The sequence below is a fragment of the Peribacillus sp. B-H-3 genome (genome assembly GCF_048572925.1).
In the GTDB taxonomy this organism is placed as follows: Bacteria; Bacillota; Bacilli; order Bacillales; family DSM-1321; genus Peribacillus.
Map to the genome: position 1 here is coordinate 1,208,436 of NZ_CP183879.1, position 23,522 is coordinate 1,231,957.

Here is a 23,522-nt window from a genome sequence, read left to right on the forward strand (position 1 = left end):
TTTTAATTCTTTCTTTGCTGCCTTTCAGAAAAACATAACTCATTAATGAGCAGGCTTTAACATAAAATCGTTTTGTTTGTATGAAGGATATGATGTTAAAATAAATGGTGCCAGTTTGATAAAAAGTACCTAGGCATGGTATAAGTGTAGATGAAGCAGAGATTGTTTGCTTCTTTAATTTTGGGCTGAGAGTTTTACTAACCCATTATGGAAGGATTGGAATTTTAAAATGAAAGATAATTTCTGGCGTGATTTACCGCGTCCATTTTTTATACTGGCTCCAATGGAGGATGTGACGGATGTTGTTTTTCGTCATGTAGTGAGTGAAGCAGCCAGACCTGATGTATTTTTTACTGAGTTTACGAACTCTGAGAGTTATTGTCACCCTGAGGGAAAACAGAGTGTGCGCGGGCGTTTGACTTTTACTGAGGATGAACAGCCGATGGTAGCTCATATATGGGGAGATAAGCCTGAAAATTTCCGGAAAATGAGTATTGGTATGGCGGAAATGGGCTACCGGGGAGTGGATATCAATATGGGCTGTCCTGTACCGAATGTGACACAAAATGGGAAGGGAAGCGGCCTTATCCTCCGTCCGGAAGTTGCAGCAGAATTAATACAGGCAGCTAAAGCAGGAGGCTTGCCTGTAAGTGTTAAGACAAGGCTTGGCTTCACGGATGTCGATGAATGGAAAGGCTGGCTGACCCATATCCTTAAACAAGACATTGTTAATCTTTCCATTCATCTGCGTACAAGAAAGGAAATGAGCAAAGTGGATGCTCATTGGGAATTGATCCCGGAGATTAAAAAACTTCGTGACCAGGTGGCACCAGACACACTCCTTACAATCAACGGAGATATTCCTGACCGTCAAACTGGTTTACAGCTTGCTAATCAATACGGTATCGATGGGGTCATGATTGGGCGCGGCATTTTCAATAATCCATTTGCCTTTGAAAAGCAGCCAAAAGATCATAGCAGTAAGGAATTGCTTGATCTGTTAAGGCTGCATGTGGATCTTCATGATAAATATTCAAAATTAGAGCTGCGTTCGTTCAAGGCTCTTCATCGCTTTTTTAAGATATATGTCCGTGCATTTCCCGGCGCAAGTGAATTAAGAAATCAATTAATGAACACAAATTCAACAGATGAAGTGCGCTCATTGCTCGATAACTTTATATCAGAGAAACTTTAAGGGTACGGTGGAGCAGGACTTGATTCCGGGAGTTTGAATTTTTCCTTAGCAGTTAATTGGCTGGTGTGAAGGCGGTATAGAACCGGATCCGCACCGCCAATTTTTGCTTTCTTTGTTAGTACAGTAATCTTTATCAGGATAATTAATAGATTGCCTAGATTTGTTGCCGGAGGGAGCATGACATTTGCCAATCTGCTCTTGTTTCTTTGCAGCAGTATAATAGTTAATTTTTTCAAGAATAAGCTCTCCCGGGGCGAATTTCGTTCAAATATAGTAAAATAGATAGAGAATGTAATAGACGAAAGGAATTAACTAACATGACATACAAAATGATTGTTCTGGATTTAGATGATACATTGCTGCGTAATGATTTGACGATTTCTCCAAGGACCAAGCAGGCCTTGATGGATGCTCAGGAAATGGGGGCTAAGGTGGTGCTGGCTTCAGGGCGGCCGACAAGTGCGATGCTCCCGATTGCTGAGGAACTGAAATTAAAGGAGTACGGCAGTTTTATTCTTTCTTTTAATGGAGCGAAAATAATCAATTGCCAAACAGGCGAGGAATTGTTCAGCTCTACATTGCCAACTGAAACAATCCATCAATTATATGACATCAGCCGCAGGGAAAACGTCTTGATCCATACGTATGTCGGAGATACGATTGTGACTGAAGATGCAAATCAATACACAGATGTTGAAGGCAAACTGACTAACCTGCCAATACATGTTGTAGAGAGCTTTAAAGAAGCTGTAACAGAACCTGTTGTGAAAGCATTAATGCTTGAAGAACCTGATTTTCTTAAAAAAGTGGAAGAGAAGCTTCAGAAGGAATTTGCAGGAAGCTTAAGCGTAATGCGGTCAAAACCGTTCTTCCTTGAGTTCACTGAAGCAGGAGTAACAAAAGGGACCAGCCTGAACTCTCTTATCGGGAAGCTTGGCATTAGCCGCGATGAAGTGATAGCAGTCGGCGACAGCAATAATGACTTATCCATGATAGAATTCGCAGGCCTCGGAGTTGCCATGGGAAATGCAACTGATGAAATAAAAGCAAAAGCTGATTTTATCACAGATTCTAACATGAATGACGGCGTTGCTAAGGTAGTAGAAGAATTTATCCTGAAAACAGTATCTGTACAGTAAGTTAGTTCTTTTTGCTATGGTAATTGTGAATACTTTCACATCACTTTCTTCCGGTCAGTTGGGGAGGAAGCAGGGTGCAACAAGCAAAAATCTATCCGTAAAAAGCAGATTTATTATTGTAGAAAGGCAGCTTCCGTCTTATCAGCGGAGTTGCCTTTTTTACTTGATAGCTCTGTTATAGTTCTATTGCTTTACTTTACCTTTAATACATAATCGTACAGGTAAATCTGTAAAACATGTCTCTGACGTGTTAAGCTAGTTATTCAATGGCAGGCAGGTAATTGGTATTGATGAAGGGTACTGGAGATACAATATTAAGGATTATACTTAATGATATTTATTACAATAAAGTATAAAGCAATAATGCTTTGACTTTCCAAGCAGGGGGAACAAAAGATGGTTATGGATAATAATGATATATTAATTAGATTGAGATATGCGCTGGATATTAAAAATACAGACATGGTAAAGATTTTTAATCTTGGAGGCATTGAAGCTTCTAAAGAAGAAGTGCTGAAAATGCTTATTAAATCCAAGGACAGTTATTATGATGAAGCCGGCAATGATGATCCGGAAGAAGAAGAGAATATAAAAGTCGATAATTACACGCTAGAATCATTTTTAAATGGACTTATTGTATTTAAACGGGGAAAACAAGAAACAAAACCAGGACAGCCTGAAAGACCGGCAATTACTATCAAAAATAATGGCAGTGTCAATAATGTCTTACTGAAGAAATTAAAAATAGCACTATCATTAACAAGCGAAGATATGATTGAAATATTAGATGACGCAGGAGTCGTTATCTCTAAAGGGGAATTAGGCGCTTTATTAAGAAAAGAAGGACATAAGAATTATAAAGCGTGCGGTGATCGGTACGCCAGGAATTTCCTGAAGGGATTAGCTTTAAGTTACAGGGAATAAGGGAATGCTTGATGCAGGTTTTAAGTTTTAACCGATATATTTATTAAATAAAATACATTTTTTGCTACATAGGTGTGAATGAAGGCAGTCAGCTCATAAAAGGGCGGCTGCCTTTTCATTAGCTGGTATAAATAAAACACTAGTCTGTAAAATGGTTTGTACATAATAAACCTTAAACGCGTCAATTATGCCGGGTGCGGGTATAATATGATGTATGTTGATATTTATCAGGCTTCCTGGTTCTGGAAGAAAAAATAAGTGAGGGCAATGCCTCAGTTTTACTGTAAAACAAAGAAAGGGGAGATATGATGACAAAAGCAATAAGTGAAACAGGCTGGAATTTTGACAATAGTTATGCACGCCTTCCTCAATCGTTTTTTACAAGTCTTGACTTAAATCCTGTACATACGCCTAAGCTGGTTATTCTCAATAAACCGCTGGCTGTATCACTGGGACTTAACGCTGAGGAGCTTCAAAGTGAAGATGGCATAGAAGTGCTGGCAGGCAACCGCATTCCTGAAGGCGGTATGGCACTTGCTCAAGCTTATGCCGGGCATCAATTCGGGCAATTGAATATGTTAGGTGATGGACGGGCTTTACTGCTGGGAGAGCAGATTACTCCCGGAGATGAGCGTGTTGATATTCAGCTTAAGGGTTCAGGCAGGACCCCTTATTCCCGCGGCGGAGACGGAAGAGCAGCACTAGGGCCGATGCTGCGTGAATATATCATCAGCGAAGCCATGCATGCACTCGGTATTCCTACTACCCGCAGTCTGGCAGTGGTAAAAACCGGTGAGACAATCATCCGTGAAACAGGGCTGCCAGGTGCTGTAATGACCCGCGTGGCCGCCAGCCATCTGCGCGTCGGCACTTTTCAATATGCTGCAGGTGCAAAAGCGGTCACAGATGAAGATCTTCAAATTTTGGCTGATTATGCTTTGAAGCGCCATTTCCCCGAGGTGGAAGGTGATGAAAATCGATATCTTTCCCTGCTTCAGGAAGTAATTAAACGCCAGGCTGCCCTGATTGCAAAATGGCAGCTGGTCGGTTTTATCCACGGTGTAATGAATACCGACAACATGGCGATAAGCGGTGAAACCATTGATTATGGCCCATGCGCGTTTATGGATGTGTATGATCCGGCAACCGTATTCAGTTCTATTGATATTCAGGGGCGCTATGCATTTGCTAATCAGCCGAATATAGGCGGCTGGAACCTTGCACGATTCGCTGAATCCCTGCTGACTCTGCTGCATGATGATCCAAAGGAGGCTGTCAAGCTGGCCCAGGATGCAATCTCGGAATTTCCTAAGCTATATCACCAAAATTGGCTGGCTGGAATGAGGGCAAAGCTTGGTTTATTTAATGAAGAGAAAGAGGACCAAACACTTATTGAAGACCTTCTCAGCATGATGCAAAAATATAAAGCGGATTATACCAATACCTTCCGCGCATTAACATTGGATAAGCACGAGGACACGGATCTGTTTGGTGCAGAGGAATTTGCTCAGTGGCATGCAGCCTGGAAGGAGAGACTTGGAAGGCAGGCGGAATCGGCGGACTCATCGAAAGAGCTGATGAGGAGCAGCAATCCAGCCATCATCCCTCGCAACCACAGGGTAGAAGAGGCACTGGACGCCGCAAATCAAGGAGACTACGGTGTGATGGAAAAGCTTCTTAAGGCACTGTCTAACCCATACGCTTATACTCCTGAACTGGAAGAATACACAAAGCTGCCTGAGACATCAAACTGTGCCTATCAAACCTATTGCGGGACATGATGAGCTAGCAGCATTACATCGCTATATATAAATTAGGTTAATATTTTTATTAAGGCTTCAGGTCTCTCCTTAAACAAGGGGGGACCTTAATTTGTTGATCCATAATCCTGAGGAACTTTAGCAGAGACAAGTAACCTGAATATTGCGGGTTACTAAAGGAAAATCTCATATGATTCAAGCGAAATTGGAAGAAATTGGAGCGAATTAAGGATCCATCCGAACAGATTAAAAGGATTTAATACACCTGTAGGATTACTACACGTGCGGTAATAAAGTGATAGTTCATTTGAATCATTTTTATGGAATAATCTGCAGATTCCTTGTTGTGGCAAAAGTATTCCTTTAAGATGTGATTATCCAATAATTTACATAAACAGGGACGACCGTGCCGAGTTTGTGAGAAAGGAATTCCAATTAAAATGTCTAATAAACTATATGATGCGAATACACTTTTTGCTGCAATGGATGATCGCGCAAACAATATGATTTGCATAAGCAATTGGCGGCAATCAGGAAGGAATTCGCCCTCATTGTGAAACTGGATGATGAATTTCAGGGAAAAGGCGCCGAATCTATAAAGGGATTTTACGAGGCGCAGATTGATGCAGTCGATGCCTGGATCGGTCTAGTTAATCGGCATATCGCCTTTTTTAAAGGGATAAGCGGGGATGCAAAGGAAGCCAAGCTTGGAGAAGACACCATTATCCATGTTCCCTTTTTAGAAGATGAAGTGCCAATGCCGACCAGAAATCCAAGGATTTAATCACCGCCCAAAAAAGGGACCTCAAAGCGATATTGGACCGGATCCATGACATTATCGACCTTAAACCTTTCTCTGATGAAGACTTTCAGGACGAAATTCAGAAGGCAGAAAATAAGATGAAGGGCTGCATTGGGTTTTCTCAGTAGTCTAGCACACCCTTTTCAATCAAAATATTAAAACTTCACGAGGTCAAATCCCTTCTTTTTAAAGGATCTGGCTTTTTTTTGTTTTCTACCTGCTGGAAGTGTACTTTTCCATTGAAAGTAATAAAACAATCAAACCAAACAAGTATAGTGTCAGTAAGTATTCTGTGGCATCACATAAATACTTATTACTAAATAAATAGATTACAGACCTCGTATGAACTTCATTTCATAATGTTATTTATTCATCTTTCGATTGAAAATTGCTCTTGACCAGAAGTAGACAGCACAGCCAATTAATAAAATAGTCATTTGCCATCCAGAGTCACCCTTGATAAAAAAACCATATAACGACCAAATAAAAAGGGCTATAGTATAAAAAATAAATCCGTATTTTGCAGACTGATCACTCTGATATTTTTCTATTTCATCAGCTTTTCGCAGATTCAATTACTTTCCTCCTTAAAAAAATTTTCTAAATTTGAGTTAATAGATGTATAGATAGCACTTTTTTTAGTTGGAAGAATTCTTGTAAATAAGTAAGTAAGTAAGTAAGTAAGTAAGTAAGTAAGTAAGTAAGTAAGCACTTTTTCAATAGCTGTTCTTTGATTGTAATGCCAAACATTTTTGTATAAAAGACATAGGGATTCACCTTCCATTGGTTTACTAAACAGTATTCAGGATCTTTGGGATGTGCCTCTTTATTTTATGTTGAACCCCTTGGGGGAAGAGGGGTTCAAATTATGAATTACTTCAATTATTAACTATGCTTTTTTTTATTGTAGAAAAACAACCTTAAACCAGCTATTAAAACGATTCCTATAATAATATAAGTTATTTCTTTAGAAAAAAGACTTAAAGCTAAACTTAAAAATAAAATAATAATTTCTAATATTTTTTCAGCTTTGTTTTTCAAGATGCTCTCTCCTTTTTTATAATATCCCATTTCTTACTTAAATTTCGTGAGTTCCATTTTGTGTGGTTACTAAACTGTATACAGAGATTTTGGGAGGTGTCTCTTTTTTTATATTGATATTACATTTCTGATTTTTTCTTCCGTTATTTAGAGTGTTTTTTTGTAACGGAATTTGTTTCCTCTACAGGCTAGAATGCCGCCATTTCAACCGTACCCTGCTATCCTTGTTACAAACTACCCTCCAATTGCAGCAGCAACTTCTTTCTCGTATATTTTTTTCAGCTTTCCTTCGTCAGCCGTTCCGTATTTCTTTTCCAATTTAGTGCGTAACAATGTCCAAATGTATCCTTGTTCGAACATGTCTCTATCAAATTTATGGTCTAAATCGATTGGGGTTATTCCTAAGCTATCAGCGAAGGCTACTTTCGATGGAGGTGAATATTTATCAAATGTATCAATATATCTATCTAATTTTTTATTTTCTATATGCATGTGATATTTATTTAGTGCGATTGCTTTCCATATCTTATATTTATGGGCTTCTTGCTTTGATAATTGGACTACCTGCTTTTCGGACAATTTTGTTTGGTAATATAATTTTTCCTGTGCTAATGTGCGAATGATCCACTTTTTCTGCAAGTCATCATGCACTTTAAAATTCTGAGATTCAGACAGAACTTCATCATAAGCTTTTTTGTATTGGCTATAAGAATAATCGGCAAGATATTCTTGTTCTTTTTTGCTTTTTAATTCTACATGGACTTGCCCAGATGAATTTTTTTGACATCCTGTAATAAAAGTTAGGCTAAAACAGAAAAGGAATATGCACAGACGGACCTTCATCGACTAGCTCCTTTTAAGAATCTTTTTCCTTATTTTAACATATGACAAAGGTGGTGAATATGCAGTAAAAATGCTGACTAAGAGACAGTTCATTCTTGTTGGCCATAAAGGAACATAATTATAGATAGAACCTGAGGCATTTAGTGAAGTACAAGTTAATGAAAAATCAGTATTGGACACTAAATGCTAATAAACATATCTCCGTTCTTTATTTTATTTGAAGCGTATGAATGTCAGCATAAGTTTACAATGCTGACATACAAATACAAATCCTATTTACAATACATAAACATTCGCTAAATACTCGTCCTTTATATTTAAGGTATAAATTCTTTGAAAAAGGGAGTGTTATTTATGGTGAAAAAGAAAACGATTATCAATGCCGCTTTATCTCTTGCTGTTGTTACCACATTCGGATTTAATCATTTTGCAGATGCGCATGGAGCTTCAAAAACTATAAAACCTCATAATGGAAAGGCAAAGAATGTAATTGTTTTTGTCGGGGATGGAATGGGTGCGGCCCATCGTGAGGCAATCCGGCTGGCTACTGTAGGACAAACTGGTAAACTAGCAATGGATGATATGCCTTATTCAGGCATTGTACATACAAGTTCAACAACTCCCGTAACGGATTCAGCAGCAGCTGCTACCGCTATGGCATCAGGGGTGAAAACGTATAACGGTGCTATTGGTGTTGATGCAAACAAAAAATCAGTAAAAACGGTCCTCGAAATGGCAAAGGGAGCAGGTAAATCAACTGGATTGGTGACAACTAGCCAGATTACCGATGCGACACCAGCTGCATTTGGTGCTCATGTTACAGATCGTTCAAAACAAAGCGACATTGCCAAGCAGTATCTTGAAAGTAGCAAAGTCGATATCCTGTTAGGCGGAGGGGAGGATTTCTGGTATCCTGCAGGAAATGCCGGAAGCTATGAAGACCACCCTGCAAAGGACCTTTCAGAACAAAGTAAAGGAACACAAGGTAATCTTGTTGAGGAAGCAAAAAAGCGCGGCTACATGTATGTGACCAATGCTAACGAGCTTAAACGTGCAAAAAGCGGCAAACTGTTAGGTCTGTTTGCAAACGAAGAAATGTTCGAACAGAGACCAGAGGGTGAAGGTGATCTATACGAACCTGTTGTACCTCTTCCTGACATGACAAAAAAGGCGATTGATACTCTATCTAAGAATAAAAAAGGGTTCTTCTTGATGGTTGAGGAAGAAGGAACGGACGAAATGTCCCATGAGAACAATGCAGAAAAAATGATCAAAGCTGGTCAACAATTGGATAAATCCGTTGTGATTGCAAAGGAATATGCTAAAAAACACCCTGACACACTTGTTCTGGTTGTGGCAGATCATGAATGCGGCGGATTATCTATAGAAGATGTGGACAGCAAAGATGAGTCCGGTGATGGCATCTCTAAAGAGGACGGTCCGTTTAAGGTGGCAAACAGCGGAAATCAATTTATGATGGATTGGACAACAAGCGGGCATGGCGGTGTATCTGTTCCTTTAACGGCAACAGGTGCAGGAGCGGAACTTTTGTCAGGAACATACGAAAACACTCATATTTTTGATGCTATTAAACAAGCAATGGGATTGAAAAAATAATTACTGACCAAACTTTTGAAAAGCATTCTTTAATATGGTCAGGCTGTCGGCAAAGTCGGCAGCCATTTTTTGTGCAAATACCAACTTCAAACATTTATTATTCGCAAATTTTATATACCTTCTTCTTCGTGAGTCCTGCTGATTGATTAGAGACTTATTGTATATGATACACAGTTGGCAAAACGCTGCATGTCACTTACAATTATCATGATGCTGACCGGGATAAGGAAGGCAAAACCATCTTCAAATGGTTCCGAGCAGAAAAAGGAAGAAACAACTAATTAAATGTTCAAACAAATCAAGCTGCAAATTAACATCTAAAGATGCATCAAAGCAAATTATGGTGGAAATTACCCCGATTGCTAAATCAGGAGTGAAAACTGGAACTAAAAAAATAAGCAAAGCTATCAAACCAGTGAAAATACAGTATAATGTGCACCTAGAATTAGGCGTAATTAGTAGTAAGGCATATGTGGAAAGAGTAAGGTCCATCGTTAAGAAGGATTACTATGGACAAGTAGTCATTAAGAAATCAGGCTTTTATTATAAAATGACGGCTAACTTTAAAACGAGAGCAGAAGCAGTAAAAGTTGGTAAGGATCTGAAACGAAGAAAATTAATAAACAATTATTCTCTCAATTGAAAAAGGGACGATTATTCAGCTGCCATTAAAGAAGCAGAATAATCGTTCCTTTTTTATGAATAGCCATTGTTTCATTAAAGTGTACGCTTATCCAAGAAGGATAACGTCTATTTTTGTTAAAGATATTGTATTAAGGAGCAATTTAGTAGATATTCAATTATGAAGAAAACCAAGGGGGAAACTAATATGACAAAGAGAAATAGGAAGTTATCACTAGAACAGCGTGAAGAGCTGCTCAACACTTTGAAAGCCCGTTTTGAGAAAAACAAGCACCGGCATAGAGGTCTTGAATGGGATAAAGTACAAGCTAAGATCGAAGCTAATAATGAAAAACTGTGGTCGCTCAATGAAATGGAGGGAACTGGAGGTGAACCGGATGTCGTGGGACATGATAACAGGACAGATGAATACATTTTTGTTGATTGTTCAGCGGAAAGCCCTAAAGGGCGCAGAAGTGTTTGCTACGACCGGGAAGCGCTAGAGTCAAGAAAAAAACACAAACCAGAAAATAACGCTATTGATATGGCAACTGCTATGGGAATAGAACTTTTAACGGAAGAACAATATCGGGAACTACAGAAACTTGAAAATTTCGATCTGAAAACTTCGAGCTGGGTGCAAACACCTGGCTATATTAGAAAGCTTGGCGGTGCCATATTTTGTGATTGCCGCTATGATACTGTATTTGTGTACCACAATGGAGCGGAATCCTACTATGCTGCAAGGAGTTTCCGTGGCTTGCTCAGGGTCTGAACTTTGAACAAACATCTAAATCTGGATTTGAAGAATGGATTACCTGGGAAATTCTAAATTTTCTTCTTCAACTAGGTGTTGTAAGATGAAAAATTGGATGCTGCAGTAGCTTTTTTTTCGCAGTGGGCAGTTAGATATAATTGGACAGTGCAGTCAATTTATGAGCAGATTTATTTTTAGTCTGTACTTTGTTAACTGTGGATACGCTGGGCAAAGAACCTTGAAGTATTGCGTTTGGAGCAGAGCCCGCCATGAAAGTTCGGTAAAGCTTTTAAAAAAAGCAATGCTTGCATTTTTAATATTTATAGATAACTTTTTTTGAATTTCATTTCAAATGTTTATATTCAGTTCATAAATATTTTATATAATCTGCTTATCAAATGTTGAAAGGGTTAGATATCAATGGAAAGCATTACAAAATATAAGGAACCAGTTTTAGCTGATAAGAGCAATAAAATTCTGGTGATGATGGGTTTGGTAATTGGATTGATTTTTTCTGAGCTGGATGAAACAGTGGTTAATACAGCAATGCCGACAATCATCCGTGATTTAGGCGGTTTAGCTGTGTATGGATGGGTCGGGGGCGTGTATATGTTAACCATGTCCGCATTCATGCCAATATTGGGAAAGTTAGCTGATTTAATGGGACGCAAAAAAATATATTTAGCAAGTATGGCATTTTTTATGGGCGGATCGATTGTCTGCGGGCTATCACATTCTATGACTCTTCTCCTTATTGGACGCGGGATTCAAGGGTTGGGGGCAGGAGGCTTAATGCCGCTTGCTATGACCATTTCAAGTGATCTCTTTCCCGTTGAGCAGCGGGCAAAAGTACAAGGATTCATGGGCCCGATTATGTTTATTCCGATGTTATTAGGGCCATTGATGGGCGGGTATTTTGTCGATCAGGTAAGCTGGCATTGGATTTTCTTTGTTAATATTCCTGTTGGTATCATAGCAGCACTTTTTTTGGCAAGCGGATTGCGTGAAACAGCTATTAAGAAACAAGTGGTTATTGATTGGGGAGGGGCACTGTTGTTAGTTGCTTCAATAGTTTCCTTGCTGATCACACCAGTTCTTGTAGAAAACAATGGCTACACGTGGGGCTCACCGCAAATTATTTTCCTCCTTTGCCTGGGAGCTGTTTTAATTGGGATCTTCATTTGGGTTGAGACCAAGGTAAAAGAACCAATTGTACCTTTGCATTTGTTTAAAAACCGCAATATTCTTGTGTTATCCTTAATTGTCTTTACTGTAGGAATTGGCTTAATGGGGTCATTTTCCTCATTTCCTTATTTTGCACAAAACGTGCTGGGACTGACTCCGACAGAGGCTGGCTATTTGACATTGCCTATGATGGCAGGAGCAGTTGGGTCAGCGATGGTAAGCGGTTTTCTGCTGACAAAAGTGCGCTACCGGGAACTATTTGGAATTGCATTTATCATGCCGATTATCGGATTTTATCTGTTTTCTCATATGAGTATTCATACAACTATTATTCAAATTATTATCTTCTTTTTCATTACAGGTCTTGGGTTAGGAGTTTTATTTGGAGGAGATAACCTCATTGTTCAGGAGTCTGTTGAAAAAGAAAATAAAGGAATTGCTCTTGCGACTGTTCCGTTATTTCAAACCATAGGTGCAACAGTCGGAGTCAGTCTCTTTGGAAATTTGTTATCCTCCACACTTACCTCCAAATTGCACAGCTTAGGTGATAAACTTCCTGAAAGTATGACAGCAAATATGAAAAATTTAGCTGCAGCAGGTGTTCCTCGCGGGTTGCCGGCAGGGCTATTAACACAAGTTAAAACATTATTCATAGAATCATTTCAGCATATTTACATGTACTCATTTATCATCGCGATCATTGCGTTTGCCTTGAGCTGGTTTTTGAAGAAAGAAGTATTATCACCCAAATCCGACGACGAGATTAAATAGAAACCTTTTTTCATGTTTCGCTAGCCGAGCAAGTTAGGCGTCAGGAGAGTTATAAATCTCTATACATCCCCATATTGTCCATACAGTATGTTATAATGTAAACAAACCTTTGAAGTCTTAAACTTTTTTACATTACCTGTTTCATCTCCCTGCTCTATTAATGAGCAGGGTTTTTTTTGCTATAAAAGAATAAAAAAACAAGCTCTTAAAAAGAGCTTGTTTGTGTCATTCATATAAAATTAAGCTTTTTGAACGTTTGTAGCTTGGGGTCCGCGTTGACCTTGCTCAACGTCAAAAGTAACTTTTTGGCCTTCGTCTAAAGATTTGAATCCTTCAGATTGGATAGCAGAGAAATGTACGAATACGTCGTCTCCAGCTTCGCGTTCGATGAATCCGAATCCTTTTTCTGCGTTAAACCATTTTACTGTACCTTGTTCCATTTTTGTTGCCTCCTAGTGCGTTAAAACACAATGTATTACTATCCTTGCCCAAAGTGATTCTCAAGAAGAAAAGTCCATATCTGTACTATCCCATTACACCGAACAAAAATAATTCTTTCTTATCATAACAGGATGCTGAAGATATTGCAAATTAATGGAGGCAGAACATCTCTGTTTCTTCATTGATGTAGTTTGTGGGGGTATAGTAAGACCGTTATATTTAATAGTTCCTCTCCTATCGGATGCTGAAGCCATTAGTGGATTAATGGTAAAATTAAGAAGTTAAAAGATATGAAAAAAATAACTGATTTCACTTAAAAGGTTCTATTACTAAAGGAGGTACATTACTATGGATTTTGAAACAGTTATGCAGGAGCTTGAAGGCTTGGGTAAGGAACGTACCAAGAAAATATATATATCCAATGGTGCTCATGAGCCGCTGTTTGGCGTGGCAACAGGGGCTATGAAGCCAATCGCCAAAAAAATAAAAATAAATCAGAGTCTGGCTGAAGAACTCTACGCCACAGGCAACTACGATGCCATGTACTTTGCTGGCATTATTGCAGACCCGAAAGCAATGACAGAGGCGGATTTTAATCGCTGGATGGACGGAGCGTATTTTTATATGCTGTCCGATTATGTGGTGTCAGTAACTTTATCAGAGTCAAGTATGGCACAAGACGTTGCCGATAAATGGATTGCCAGTGGTGAAGAGCTGAGAATGTCAGCAGGCTGGAGCTGCTACTGCTGGCTATTAGGGAATCGCGCAGACAATGAGTTTTCTGATAGTAAGATTTTGAATATGCTTGATCTTGTAAAAAAATCTATTCATGATTCCTCAGAACGAGCGAAATCTGCTATGAATAATTTTTTATACACCACTGGGACTTCCTATTTGCCCCTTCATGAAAAGGCAGTTGAGACTGCAAAGGAAGTAGGTACAGTTGAAATTCAGCGTGACAATAAAAAAAGCAGTTTCCTGAACGCCTGCGAAAGTATTCAAAAAGAAATTGATAGAGGGAGGATTGGGTTCAAACGCAAATATGTAAGATGTTAAAAGTAACTCGTATAAGGTTAAGCTTGAAATTAAATAACATAGATTGAAGACGCTCTTTCGACATTGAAAACCCTTTGATCTTTTAGTATGCCTCGCTGAGTAATAGAAAATATTTCCTTCGTTTTTTTGTTTTTAGAGAGAAGTGCGGTTATTCAACAATAGGTACAGGCTGATTGAGCAGGGATTTACGTTTATTTCTTGAAGGTCTATTGTGAAAAGTAATGTATTCGAGGGGAGATAATTATGATTATTAAAGGTTTTGGCGGGATATTTTGGAAAACTAAAAATGTGGATGCTGCAAAAAAATGGTACAGTGAAGTATTCAAAATCAATATAGAAAATTGGAATGGGACCATTATTAAACCCCACTCAGAGAATGAAACGATCTTTTCTTTCTTTGCTGAAGATGACAGTTACTTTCCTGCAGAACAGCAAGTAATGCTGAACTTCCAAGTTTATAACCTTGACGAGACTATTAAGCATCTTGAAGAGATTGGGGTACCTCTTGTAAAGGAAAGAGAGAGCAGTGAATATGGAAAGTTTATCTGGATTGAAGATCCCGAAGGCAGACTAGTAGAGCTATGGGAAAAATAAAAAATGTCATATTTTAGTTGAAATGGGCGATTCTTCAGTAAGAAGGATCGTTTTTTCTTGTTTAAGTAACAGGCAGATGATGAAGGGATTTTAATTGATGCTCCAGAATATTCATATTTAGGAAATTTGCAGGAAGGGAAATGGAATATGGGCAGAAATCTGATGTCTTATTCAATAATTTTTTTAGGAATATGCATTCTTTTGGGTTCTTGGTTTATTTCACAATCTTTAAAAACTCAACAAAATAAACAAAATATTGTAACTCAGGAAGACAAGCAGAGATATGAGTTAATCACACCAAACGAAAGCAACATCATTTTATTTGATAAAAAAAGCGGAGAGTATTGGCGAAGATTTATTGAGAAGGATGGGGGCCCGACTAACTGGGAAAAACAAAAATCGCCAGTTTCTCAGCATTAATGCATCAAACTTAACTAAAGGGCAGGAATATGGCAAAGCAATTACTTTAATTTATGGTGATATTTCCGTTCATGATCAACTGATGCCTGCTAGAGGGGAAGAACCCGCTGCCGTTGCAGCGACTTTTTCGATCGCTGCCGGTTTTAGTTGAAGAAGGGGAATTTTGTATTCTAGGTTCTTTTTATATATGAAAAGATTGGGATGGATTAAATGTTAATAAAAACTGATGATGAAATTGATTTATATATAGAAGTGAGGGGGAAAGGAAGCCCCTGTATATTTCTCCACGGAGGGCCCGGCTATTGGAGTAAATCGTTTAGTGAAACAGCTGGGAGTCTTTTAGAAAATCACTTGGAAATGATTTATTTGGACCAAAGAGGATGCGGGCGATCTTCATCTAATACGAAAAATTATTCTTTGAAAAGATTACTGAAAGACATTGATATTGTCAGATTGAGCTTAAATATTGATGAATTTTACTTAATGGGTCATTCATTCGGGGGAATTATCGCTGTAAACTATGCTTATTATTTTAGTCGACATACAAAAGGATTAATATTATCTAATGTAACCCTAAACATGGAGGCGTCCTTTCGCCATCAAATAAAAAAGGGTTCAAAAGTGTTAGGCTTAGAACAAATGGAATTGGACAGTAATGATCTTATGAGTATGTTCTATGCCATTCAAAGTGAATTAATGAAACAGGATATTTACTTTTCTCTTCAATATAAAAACCTAAAAAATAAAACAATAATAGATGAAATGGATAAAGAATTAATGCCTAAACCACATTTTCAGCAATATATATTCGGAGCAGAGGAATACTTTAAAGATTTTACTTTGCTAACAAAGGATATTGATAAGCCAGCTTTAATTTTATCTGGAAAATACGATGATGCTATAGGACCAGAGCACCATCTCTCTTTTAATTTTAGGGAAGGTATTAATTGTGTTTTGGATAGCGGACATCACCCATTTATTGAAACTCCAAATGAGTTTGCACAGGCAATTAGACATTTTGTGAAATAATATATTAAAGTAGGAAAAGTTACCTTGTAAACAAGAAGCAGAGGCAGCTTTTTAAGATGCCTTAAAGAATGAAGCAGCAAAGAACAGACTTCAGCTGCGGTTTAAAGAGATGCGGGTAACATAAATCTGTTTGCCGCGAACCATTTGAGAGCTTTTACAGAGTTATATTCGGTGTAAGGTTTAATTAAGGCGGGGATTTAATGATAAAGCTGTTTTTTCTTCTTATTATCTTGATTTTAAGCGGCTGCAGCGAAGAAAGGTCCATTTCTTTAAAAGGAGAAAGTGATCATTGGAGTGGGAACTATACTGCCGAAATAAATGGCGATACCGAACGAGGGGATCATACGTTCGGATACAGAAATGGAAAAAAAAGTAACAGAGAATTTAAAAACGTAGAGATTATTGTTAACGATGGAGAGCTCAATTTCAATCAAAGCAGCTATAAGGGAGCCATCATTACTATTCCTTCAAGCTGTTCGGGTTGTTCATTGACCGATAAAAACAAATCTATTAAAGCAAGTAGCCGCCTGCAAATACACCAGACCATAAGGAGGCTGCTGAGTTTAAAAAGGTTTATGCGATAACCTAAAGGGAATCAGAATCGGGAGATGATTTCGACAGGAGGAATGCCAGATGGGTAAAACAATTTTCATTACAGGTGCAGGCACCGGGCTTGGAAGAGGGGCTGCGCTGGGACTTGCCAGTGAGGGGCATTATGTAATTGCCACTACCGAATAGACTTCCCAGAAAACGGATCTCCTCAGGGAAGCAGCGGAAAAGGGCCTGGACATGGATGTTTTCAAGCTTGATATTACCAATTCGCGGGATCTTGAGCAGATTGAAAACTATGATTTTGACGTCTTTGTGGCAAATGCTGCGATCAATGAAGGAGGACCTCTTGGAGAAGTGCCAATGGACAGATTTCGTGCACTTTTTGAAGTGAATGTTTTTGGGACGCTTGAAACAGTACAGATAGCTGCAAGAAAGCTTGTGGAGAAAGGAAACGGAAAAATCATCTTCATGAGCTCGATGGCCGGAATTTCTGCAACACCATATGTTGGGCCTTACACAGCCACAAAGCATGCGATTGAAGGCATCGCCCAGACCTTAAAGGCAGAGCTGGAGGGGTTTGGGGTAAAAGTGGCTACCATTAATCCTGGAGCATTTAATACAGGCTTTAATGATCGAAGCGCAGAGGAAAAATATAAATGGTTTGATGAAGAAATACACTTTACAAAAAAGGAAGATATGAAAAAACAAGAAGAGCAGCTGAAGAATCAATTTGATCCAGAAGATATGATTAAGAAGATGATTGAAATCATTCCGGCTGATGAACATAAATTCCGTACCGTCTATCCCTGGGAAACGGAAAAACAGCTGAAGAAAACAGAACAAGAACGCTGGAACATGAACATTTAAATCATGATTTAAAAAGGCGCCGGCCCTTGGCCAGACGCCTTTTTTTGCTGCAGCAAATTGATTGGGAATAAAAAAACATTTTTCTCTTTAGCATTTAATCCCGCTCCAGTAAAATCTGCAGTATACGGGGTATTTCATTTTCTCATTATCATATTTTAGTTGTATCCCCGTTCACCGAATGGCTGCAGCTCTTCCAGCCATTTCTTCTCAAGATCACCCAGTGCTTCCTTCTCGTTATAATAAGGGTCGTCTTTCTTTTTCAATACCTCCAGCACCTCAATTGTGAAGGCATTCCTGCCGAATTCCTTCCATTCTGCCTGCAGTTTTTTATTGAAATTCGCGCCATTTTCGAGACTGAATATAACACCATTAAGAGTTTTTAAATTGCGGGTGCTGCCCACGAAAATTTTCTGGTTTCCTGTATTTTTAATTTGGTATACACCGGCTTCAATGGTTATTTCTTTATACTGCTGTTTCAGTTCCTTTTTGCGGTCCATATTTTTTCCTCCTATACTCTTGCTTATCCGGCATTAACCGGAAGTATAACCGTGGTTCAATGTTTCGAGAGGGGGAAATCCCAGTAAAGGATCAAGCTCAATCGAAATCATAGTCTATTTTTTTAGCCAATATTCGCTTCCATCAGGATGCCGGTCAATAAATCCATATTCAATCAGGTATCTTCTGATTGTTGCATAATCATCATACATTTCCTGCAGAATCTGATTTAAATTCCTTTCATCATATACCTTTTCCGTTTCTAGCCTGTTCGCGATTTCCCGCAAAACGGCTAGACGCTGCTTTTCCTTGGAAGGGAATCTTTTTAATGGCCCGTCCGTTCCATCAGGAAAGAATTTGCGGATAATATCAGCTTGTTCTTCCTGTGTAATATCGTACCTGCTATCAATCATTTTGGCCGTTTTATGTGGGGAGACAAAAGCGGGTGCATACTGGTCTTTTTCTTTCAGCAATTCCATCATCGCCAGAAATACTTTCGCCTGGCGTTCCTTTTCCTTTAGGGCAAAACGATGGTGCCGGATTGTCGATGTACTTCCAATGCCAGCTTCATGCTGAATATCTTTATCATTTTTTCCCTGATAAAAAAGGCCGAGCAAATGATTTTGATGATCGGTCAGCCCTGTCAGCTTCTTATCAAGATGTATTAAATAATTGAAAACCGAACCATGTTCCATCTCGATATGAACACGCATATATCTTTCAGCTTCATAAAAAATGCTTTCGTCCTGATAAATGATCCCCTTTTCAGTTCTTTCGCCGCATAACAGGCAAATATATGAATCATTTTTTAGGATATAACCCTGCTTAAGTTCTTGCAGCGAAGCATTCCAAAATAAATCGGATAATTCCAAGATAACACCTCTTTATCAATATATTAAACATATTATAAAATTGTTTGTCATATAGCAAATATTTTACCGATAAGTTTAATGTCTGTCAATTTAATCCTCATGTTCACAAAAACGTTTAAATAGCATATCCTACATTAACCCGCTCAACAGCGAAGGAAGTGACATATATGTGCAATATGCCTATTCAGATTATTAATGTTGGCGGTTCAGCAACAGTTCAATTCGGGAACTCGATTAACAATTCACCCAAAACCACTTCCAAAAATTTTCACGGCTCAGGCTCCAACAACTCCGGGGGCTTCATAACCAATAATAATCTTTTCAGCATGACAAATGCGGAAAATTCGAGCGTGGTTGACCAGCCATCAGCATGCTAAGATCAGTTACAAGTCTGCCCGCCTTTTGGCTGGGCTCTTTTTTTGTCTAATTATCCGATAAATGACTGTTGGGAAATGATAATAAAGAAGAACTTTGGAGACGATAATAAACGGATAAATGGTCTCTTTAGAAAGGAGTGAATGAAGGATGCAGAGAAAATTTCTGGGCGTATGTTTGATGTTTTTAATAGCTGCAGGAGGATGCAGCCAAAACAAGGGTATTGATGACAATGATGGAGGCAAACAAAACGTTCCTAATGATGTAAACTATCCAAGCCAGGTCCCGAATAGGACACCGGTTGACACACAAAGACAAATTGAAATGAATATCCCGCCAAGTCCTGCAAATCAGTAATACCTTTAGATTCTAATTCTTTCTTGATGAAGATAAAATGAAGTAAGCCTAATTAGCCGCAAGTGAGAATGGGATTTCTTAGATACAGAAATCCCGCACATCATTATGATTTGATATGGTAGAATTAAAGTACCGAATTTCTTCCATTAATTAGCAGGTGAAAGGGGTCTTCAATGAGCGATTTATCAAGATCAAAAATTTCATTAGCCGAGAAAAGAGAAGTGTTTCATAAAGAGCTGGATATTCTCAGAGAAAAAAGACTTATACCGAAAACAGATTACATAAGAATCGGCAGCGCATATGAAAGGCATTATAATCAGGCACTTCATCAGTCGATGCAGGAGGACAGCCAGAAGCCCGAAAACTATAGTCAGGATGTGCCTGCAAGCAGCACTGATACAAATCGATCTGTGGGGGAACAGCCCGTCAATCTGGCCTCCAAAACGCCGGAGGGACACCCGCAGGTAAATATCGCGGCAGAAATACAGAAATATCCGGAGATAAACGAAAAGGAGAAGAATCAAACAGCAGTACCTGATTCTGCTGCCCTCAGCAAGCAGACAACGGCTAAGCCTGCAAAAACGGCTGAGCAAATCAGGGAAAGAAACATTGCAGCAGTTTTGATTGCTGGAGTGGTTTTTCTTCTATTTGGCGGGCTTATTTTGGCCACTTCCACATGGGGGGCTTTAAATTCTGTTCTTAAGGTTTCACTTATAAGTCTGGTATCGGTTTTCTTTGCTGTTATGGCATTTATCTCTGCCAGGCTGAAAATCAGACAAACTGCTTTTGCGTTTTTGACATTGGCCGGGATGTTTATCCCAATCGCTATTTTGTCAGCTTCCTATTATAAAATCTTCGGAGAGTACTTATCGCTTCAGGGGGAAGGAAGAGGGCTGCTTGGATTTATGGGCGGCCTGGTGTGTTTGTTTATCTACTATAAAATCGCTGCTTTTTTTAAGTCGAGGGTGTTTATTTTTATTTCGCTTGCGACATTTGCAGCTACAAGTTATTTTGGATTATCCTTCATTACACCTTCGATGGAGATGTTATTTCTCCTATTAGCGGTATTTAATCTGCTCCTGGTGTGGAATGTGAGTAGTCTTAAGACAAGGAAAATCCTGCAAATATTCCGTTTATATATATTTCAATTTATCCAATTTAAGATTATAGCTGAAACCTTTGTGATCTTAACTTTATTTGCAGGCAATTGGCTGTATTCCCTGGCTGTACTATTATCTTCACTCGTATTCTTGATATTATCTTTGAAATACAAAGGGAAATATTATGATTATGTTTTCAGTGCACTTTTTAGCTATGGATATTTCCACTTAGTTTACACGTCTTTCCTTGAACAGGCAGACATTGTTGCAATTGGGCTGCTGCCAGTCATTTTTGCGGTAATTTGGCTGCTGCTGTCACGGATCAAGCATCCTTTATCAACAGATTTTCTTTACACAAGCATGATTGCTTCAGCATTGGTTTTCATCTATATGAATGGTCTTTTTTATCAAGAAAACTATGCTCAAATGGCAATTGCTCTATTTATCATGGCGGCACAGTTTGTTTCAATTGCGCTTTTAACGGCAAACAAGGTGTTCACTTATCCGGCAGCAGTGCTTATTAATCTTGCACTCTATGATTTGGCTATGGCTAATCACTTTACTATTTCAGAAACATTGACTATGATGTTTGTCTTTTCAGCAGTCTTATTTGCTGGAGGCTATCTGTTTAATACAAGTAATAGATGGCGTTTATTCAGGGAAAGTACCCTATATATTGAAGGAAGCCTCATTTTCCTGCTCACTTTGGCAAAAGTGGCAGGTGAAGAGTGGCTAACAGCTTGTTTGTTCCTTTTAGTGATTTCTGCACTATTCTTTATTGCCTATGGAAAGGAACAGACAAGATCAGCGCGCGAAGTATGCCGATATGGTTTTCCTATAAGCGCATGTTTGTCCCTGCTGCTGTCTTATTTGTTCTTAACAGAAAGAATCGGGTGGTATGATGTTCATATTGCTCCAAGTATTCATTTAATGATGAGTGCCCTAATAGCCATTAGCGCAGGGTTTTTACTGAAAAAATCATACAGCGGCTATTTTTCGGTATTTTTTATCAGCGGGCAAGTTCTTTCGTTCATCTCGCATCTTTTGATTTATGCAGATGGCTTAAATCCGTATGGCTCTGCAGGTTTAATGCTTGCTGCAACTATGATAAATATTTTATCCGTCCGTCAATACCAAAGGCACTATCTATGGCTGGCTGTTTTATTTACGGGGTCTGGGGCCTATGGTTATATACTGGACGCCCTTGACTTCAAAAATCAGAATTACACAATTGCATTCTGCCTTGCAGCTCCATTGGTTTTTTATCTTATCAGTGAATTTGCTGGCAGGTACTCAAGAAGCGGAAAGCTGTATTTCTTCTGGTACAGCCATCTCCTCAATCTAGCAGCTATTCCTGCAGGCTGCCTGATGATAATTATAACTGGTGCCTCACCGTTTTTATATCTGTTTGTACTGGTGCTTTACCCGGTGTGTGCAGCAAGAACAGTGATTAATCGCGAAAGGTATATTTTTGCATATACGGGATTTGCAGCACTTTACCTGCAGGTATGTCTATTTTTCAAAGATGTTCAAAATATGGATTATTTTACTTCGGTTACAATGTCCATTACAGCGGCAATCATTATAGTTTTATGGTTTGTGTTTAAAACATGGAATAATATAATCGAGTGGTATTTGATTCCATTCCTGTTGTTAACAAGTGCAGCGTACATCATGGAATCTTATACAGCAGGCTTTCCGGAGAAGATGGAAGCTGTCTGGACAGGGCTTGCAGCTGTTTTTCTGGCCTTTACGCTGTATCTCCTGATGAAGAGAAAGTGGGAAAACCTTGCTTCGCTTCCTTTATTGCTGGCTCTTATATTCTTTACGAATTATGCCTACAGCTTGCCGGCCAGCGGGGCGATTGGCATTACTTTAAGTTTAACGGCAATCATGCTGCTTTTGAGCAGAAGCCGCTTTAAGGGATTGATAAAAAGAGAAGCATCAAAAACATTTGTTGATGCGTACCGTATATTTGGCTGGCTGTTTGTGTTAAGTCTTCAGGTTAGACTAGTATCATCCGTATTCCGCCACACCTTTCTGGAAATTCTAGTAGCTTGTCTGATAGCGGCTTACTTTGGGATTATCAGAATGTGGACAGAAGGACGAATGGAAAGAAAAATTTATATGGCGGCATTATTTACTGCAAGCCTCTATCCTTATTACCTTGTGATGGAGCAAATACCTGTTCCTGAGATACTATCCATGGAGGTACTATTAATACCAGTCATGGTGATCTCCTCGATTCTGCTCAGGAAGATATTCGATTATGGAAAAACCTCACAGCTGATCGAGCTGCTGATTGTTGCATTCGTCTTTTTGATTTTGGTGTCAGACAGTATGGCGGGCAATACAGTAAATGATGCCATTGTAATTGGCGCCATTTCTCTTGCGTCAATTTTAACCGGATTTTTCATGAAATATAAATCGTATTTTTTGTCAGGGGGAGCGGTTCTTTTATTCAATGTATATATGAATACAAAGTCTATGTGGGGCAGTCTCCCGTGGTGGCTGTATCTGATTATTGGCGGTATTTTGATGATAGCTGCCGCGAGTTTTTTAGAATGGAAAAAGCAAAGGGAACATACAACCTCGAAAGAACTTCTTGATAAAAATAAAATGAAGATAAAAAACTGGTTCAGTAAATGGAAATAATGAACAAAGAAGCAGGAATCAGCTTGATTCCTGCTTCTTTGTCATAATTATCAC

The 23,522-nt window shown here is 38.8% G+C and carries 23 protein-coding genes and 2 pseudogenes; 18 read left to right on the top strand and 7 right to left on the bottom strand.

The genetic code is table 11. From position 1 onward, the window contains the following. The first annotated feature begins 229 nt into the window (after positions 1-229). Entirely contained in the window at positions 230-1,195 is a 966-nt protein-coding gene (locus ACN6MY_RS05905) for a tRNA dihydrouridine synthase (RefSeq protein WP_419883154.1), read from the top strand. Here the strand turns inward: ACN6MY_RS05905 and ACN6MY_RS05910 are convergent. Beyond that, a complete protein-coding gene (locus ACN6MY_RS05910; protein WP_419883155.1) occupies positions 1,192-1,431 on the bottom strand; it encodes a hypothetical protein in 240 nt (79 codons plus the stop codon). The genes ACN6MY_RS05905 and ACN6MY_RS05910 overlap by 4 nt on opposite strands. Positions 1,432-1,512: 81 nt before the next feature. On the opposite strand from ACN6MY_RS05910, the gene ACN6MY_RS05915 reads away from it, so the two are divergent. The 4 genes and pseudogenes from ACN6MY_RS05915 (at position 1,513) to ACN6MY_RS05930 (ending at position 5,948) form a co-directional block, all read left to right on the top strand. Beyond that, a complete protein-coding gene (locus ACN6MY_RS05915; protein WP_419883156.1) occupies positions 1,513-2,334 on the top strand; it encodes a Cof-type HAD-IIB family hydrolase in 822 nt (273 codons plus the stop codon). A gap of 396 nt (positions 2,335-2,730) precedes the next feature. After that, positions 2,731-3,258 carry a DUF1456 family protein gene (locus tag ACN6MY_RS05920; RefSeq protein ID WP_419883157.1) on the top strand — a complete coding sequence of 176 codons (528 nt, stop codon included), beginning with the start codon at positions 2,731-2,733 and terminating at the stop codon, positions 3,256-3,258. Between the two features lie 308 nt (positions 3,259-3,566). Continuing rightward, positions 3,567-5,039: a protein adenylyltransferase SelO gene (locus tag ACN6MY_RS05925; RefSeq protein WP_419884088.1), complete on the top strand. Its 1,473-nt coding sequence runs from the start codon at positions 3,567-3,569 to the stop codon at positions 5,037-5,039. 532 nt (positions 5,040-5,571) lie between these two features. Beyond that, positions 5,572-5,948 (top strand): annotated as a pseudogene (locus ACN6MY_RS05930) (T7SS effector LXG polymorphic toxin). A 234-nt stretch (positions 5,949-6,182) separates the two neighbouring features. On the opposite strand, the gene ACN6MY_RS05935 reads toward ACN6MY_RS05930, so the two are convergent. The 3 genes from ACN6MY_RS05935 to ACN6MY_RS05945 form a co-directional block, all read right to left on the bottom strand. Further along, positions 6,183-6,389, bottom strand: a complete 207-nt coding sequence (locus ACN6MY_RS05935; protein ID WP_419884089.1) for a hypothetical protein — start codon at positions 6,387-6,389, stop codon at positions 6,183-6,185. Between the two features lie 316 nt (positions 6,390-6,705). Further along, a complete protein-coding gene (locus ACN6MY_RS05940; RefSeq protein WP_419883158.1) occupies positions 6,706-6,861 on the bottom strand; it encodes a hypothetical protein in 156 nt (51 codons plus the stop codon). Between the two features lie 234 nt (positions 6,862-7,095). Further along, a complete protein-coding gene (locus tag ACN6MY_RS05945) occupies positions 7,096-7,704 on the bottom strand; it encodes a hypothetical protein (protein ID WP_419883159.1) in 609 nt (202 codons plus the stop codon). Between the two features lie 354 nt (positions 7,705-8,058). Between ACN6MY_RS05945 and ACN6MY_RS05950 the strand changes: the two genes are divergently transcribed. The 4 genes from ACN6MY_RS05950 (at position 8,059) to ACN6MY_RS05965 (ending at position 12,655) form a co-directional block, all read left to right on the top strand. Then, a complete protein-coding gene (locus tag ACN6MY_RS05950) occupies positions 8,059-9,321 on the top strand; it encodes an alkaline phosphatase (RefSeq protein ID WP_419883160.1) in 1,263 nt (420 codons plus the stop codon). A 247-nt stretch (positions 9,322-9,568) separates the two neighbouring features. Further along, positions 9,569-9,964: a hypothetical protein gene (locus ACN6MY_RS05955; RefSeq protein ID WP_419883161.1), complete on the top strand. Its 396-nt coding sequence runs from the start codon at positions 9,569-9,571 to the stop codon at positions 9,962-9,964. A gap of 186 nt (positions 9,965-10,150) precedes the next feature. Beyond that, positions 10,151-10,717 (top strand): DUF4256 domain-containing protein, encoded by a 567-nt coding sequence (locus ACN6MY_RS05960; protein ID WP_419883162.1) that lies wholly within the window; start codon positions 10,151-10,153, stop codon positions 10,715-10,717. Between the two features lie 402 nt (positions 10,718-11,119). After that, entirely contained in the window at positions 11,120-12,655 is a 1,536-nt protein-coding gene (locus ACN6MY_RS05965) for an MDR family MFS transporter (RefSeq protein ID WP_419883163.1), read from the top strand. A gap of 239 nt (positions 12,656-12,894) precedes the next feature. Here the strand turns inward: ACN6MY_RS05965 and ACN6MY_RS05970 are convergent, their stop codons facing one another. Further along, on the bottom strand, positions 12,895-13,095 hold the full coding sequence (locus ACN6MY_RS05970) for a cold-shock protein (RefSeq protein ID WP_419883164.1): 201 nt from the start codon (positions 13,093-13,095) through the stop codon (positions 12,895-12,897). Positions 13,096-13,444: 349 nt separating this feature from the next. On the opposite strand from ACN6MY_RS05970, the gene ACN6MY_RS05975 reads away from it, so the two are divergent. The 6 genes and pseudogenes from ACN6MY_RS05975 to ACN6MY_RS06000 all read left to right on the top strand — a co-directional run bounded on the left by ACN6MY_RS05975 (position 13,445) and on the right by ACN6MY_RS06000 (position 17,614). After that, positions 13,445-14,152: a DNA alkylation repair protein gene (locus tag ACN6MY_RS05975; RefSeq protein WP_419883165.1), complete on the top strand. Its 708-nt coding sequence runs from the start codon at positions 13,445-13,447 to the stop codon at positions 14,150-14,152. Between the two features lie 246 nt (positions 14,153-14,398). Then, positions 14,399-14,746: a VOC family protein gene (locus tag ACN6MY_RS05980; RefSeq protein WP_419884090.1), complete on the top strand. Its 348-nt coding sequence runs from the start codon at positions 14,399-14,401 to the stop codon at positions 14,744-14,746. Positions 14,747-14,893: 147 nt separating this feature from the next. Further along, positions 14,894-15,166 carry a hypothetical protein gene (locus ACN6MY_RS05985; protein ID WP_419883166.1) on the top strand — a complete coding sequence of 91 codons (273 nt, stop codon included), beginning with the start codon at positions 14,894-14,896 and terminating at the stop codon, positions 15,164-15,166. 210 nt (positions 15,167-15,376) lie between these two features. After that, positions 15,377-16,195 carry an alpha/beta fold hydrolase gene (locus ACN6MY_RS05990; protein ID WP_419883167.1) on the top strand — a complete coding sequence of 273 codons (819 nt, stop codon included), beginning with the start codon at positions 15,377-15,379 and terminating at the stop codon, positions 16,193-16,195. A gap of 200 nt (positions 16,196-16,395) precedes the next feature. Continuing rightward, positions 16,396-16,779 (top strand): hypothetical protein, encoded by a 384-nt coding sequence (locus ACN6MY_RS05995; protein WP_419883168.1) that lies wholly within the window; start codon positions 16,396-16,398, stop codon positions 16,777-16,779. Between the two features lie 49 nt (positions 16,780-16,828). Then, positions 16,829-17,614: pseudogene (locus ACN6MY_RS06000) on the top strand (SDR family oxidoreductase). 155 nt (positions 17,615-17,769) lie between these two features. On the opposite strand, the gene ACN6MY_RS06005 reads toward ACN6MY_RS06000, so the two are convergent. Continuing rightward, positions 17,770-18,111: a GIY-YIG nuclease family protein gene (locus ACN6MY_RS06005; RefSeq protein WP_419883169.1), complete on the bottom strand. Its 342-nt coding sequence runs from the start codon at positions 18,109-18,111 to the stop codon at positions 17,770-17,772. 114 nt (positions 18,112-18,225) lie between these two features. Continuing rightward, complete coding sequence (locus ACN6MY_RS06010) at positions 18,226-18,981, bottom strand: DUF2087 domain-containing protein (protein ID WP_419883170.1); 756 nt, start codon at positions 18,979-18,981, stop codon at positions 18,226-18,228. Positions 18,982-19,148: 167 nt separating this feature from the next. Here ACN6MY_RS06010 and ACN6MY_RS06015 point away from each other — a divergent pair, with 167 nt between their 5' ends. The 3 genes from ACN6MY_RS06015 to ACN6MY_RS06025 all read left to right on the top strand — a co-directional run bounded on the left by ACN6MY_RS06015 (position 19,149) and on the right by ACN6MY_RS06025 (position 23,468). Continuing rightward, a complete protein-coding gene (locus ACN6MY_RS06015) occupies positions 19,149-19,358 on the top strand; it encodes a spore germination protein (protein WP_419883171.1) in 210 nt (69 codons plus the stop codon). Positions 19,359-19,506: 148 nt separating this feature from the next. Continuing rightward, a complete protein-coding gene (locus ACN6MY_RS06020; RefSeq protein ID WP_419883172.1) occupies positions 19,507-19,713 on the top strand; it encodes a hypothetical protein in 207 nt (68 codons plus the stop codon). Positions 19,714-19,886: 173 nt separating this feature from the next. Beyond that, entirely contained in the window at positions 19,887-23,468 is a 3,582-nt protein-coding gene (locus ACN6MY_RS06025) for a hypothetical protein (protein WP_419883173.1), read from the top strand. Positions 23,469-23,522 lie beyond the last annotated feature (54 nt).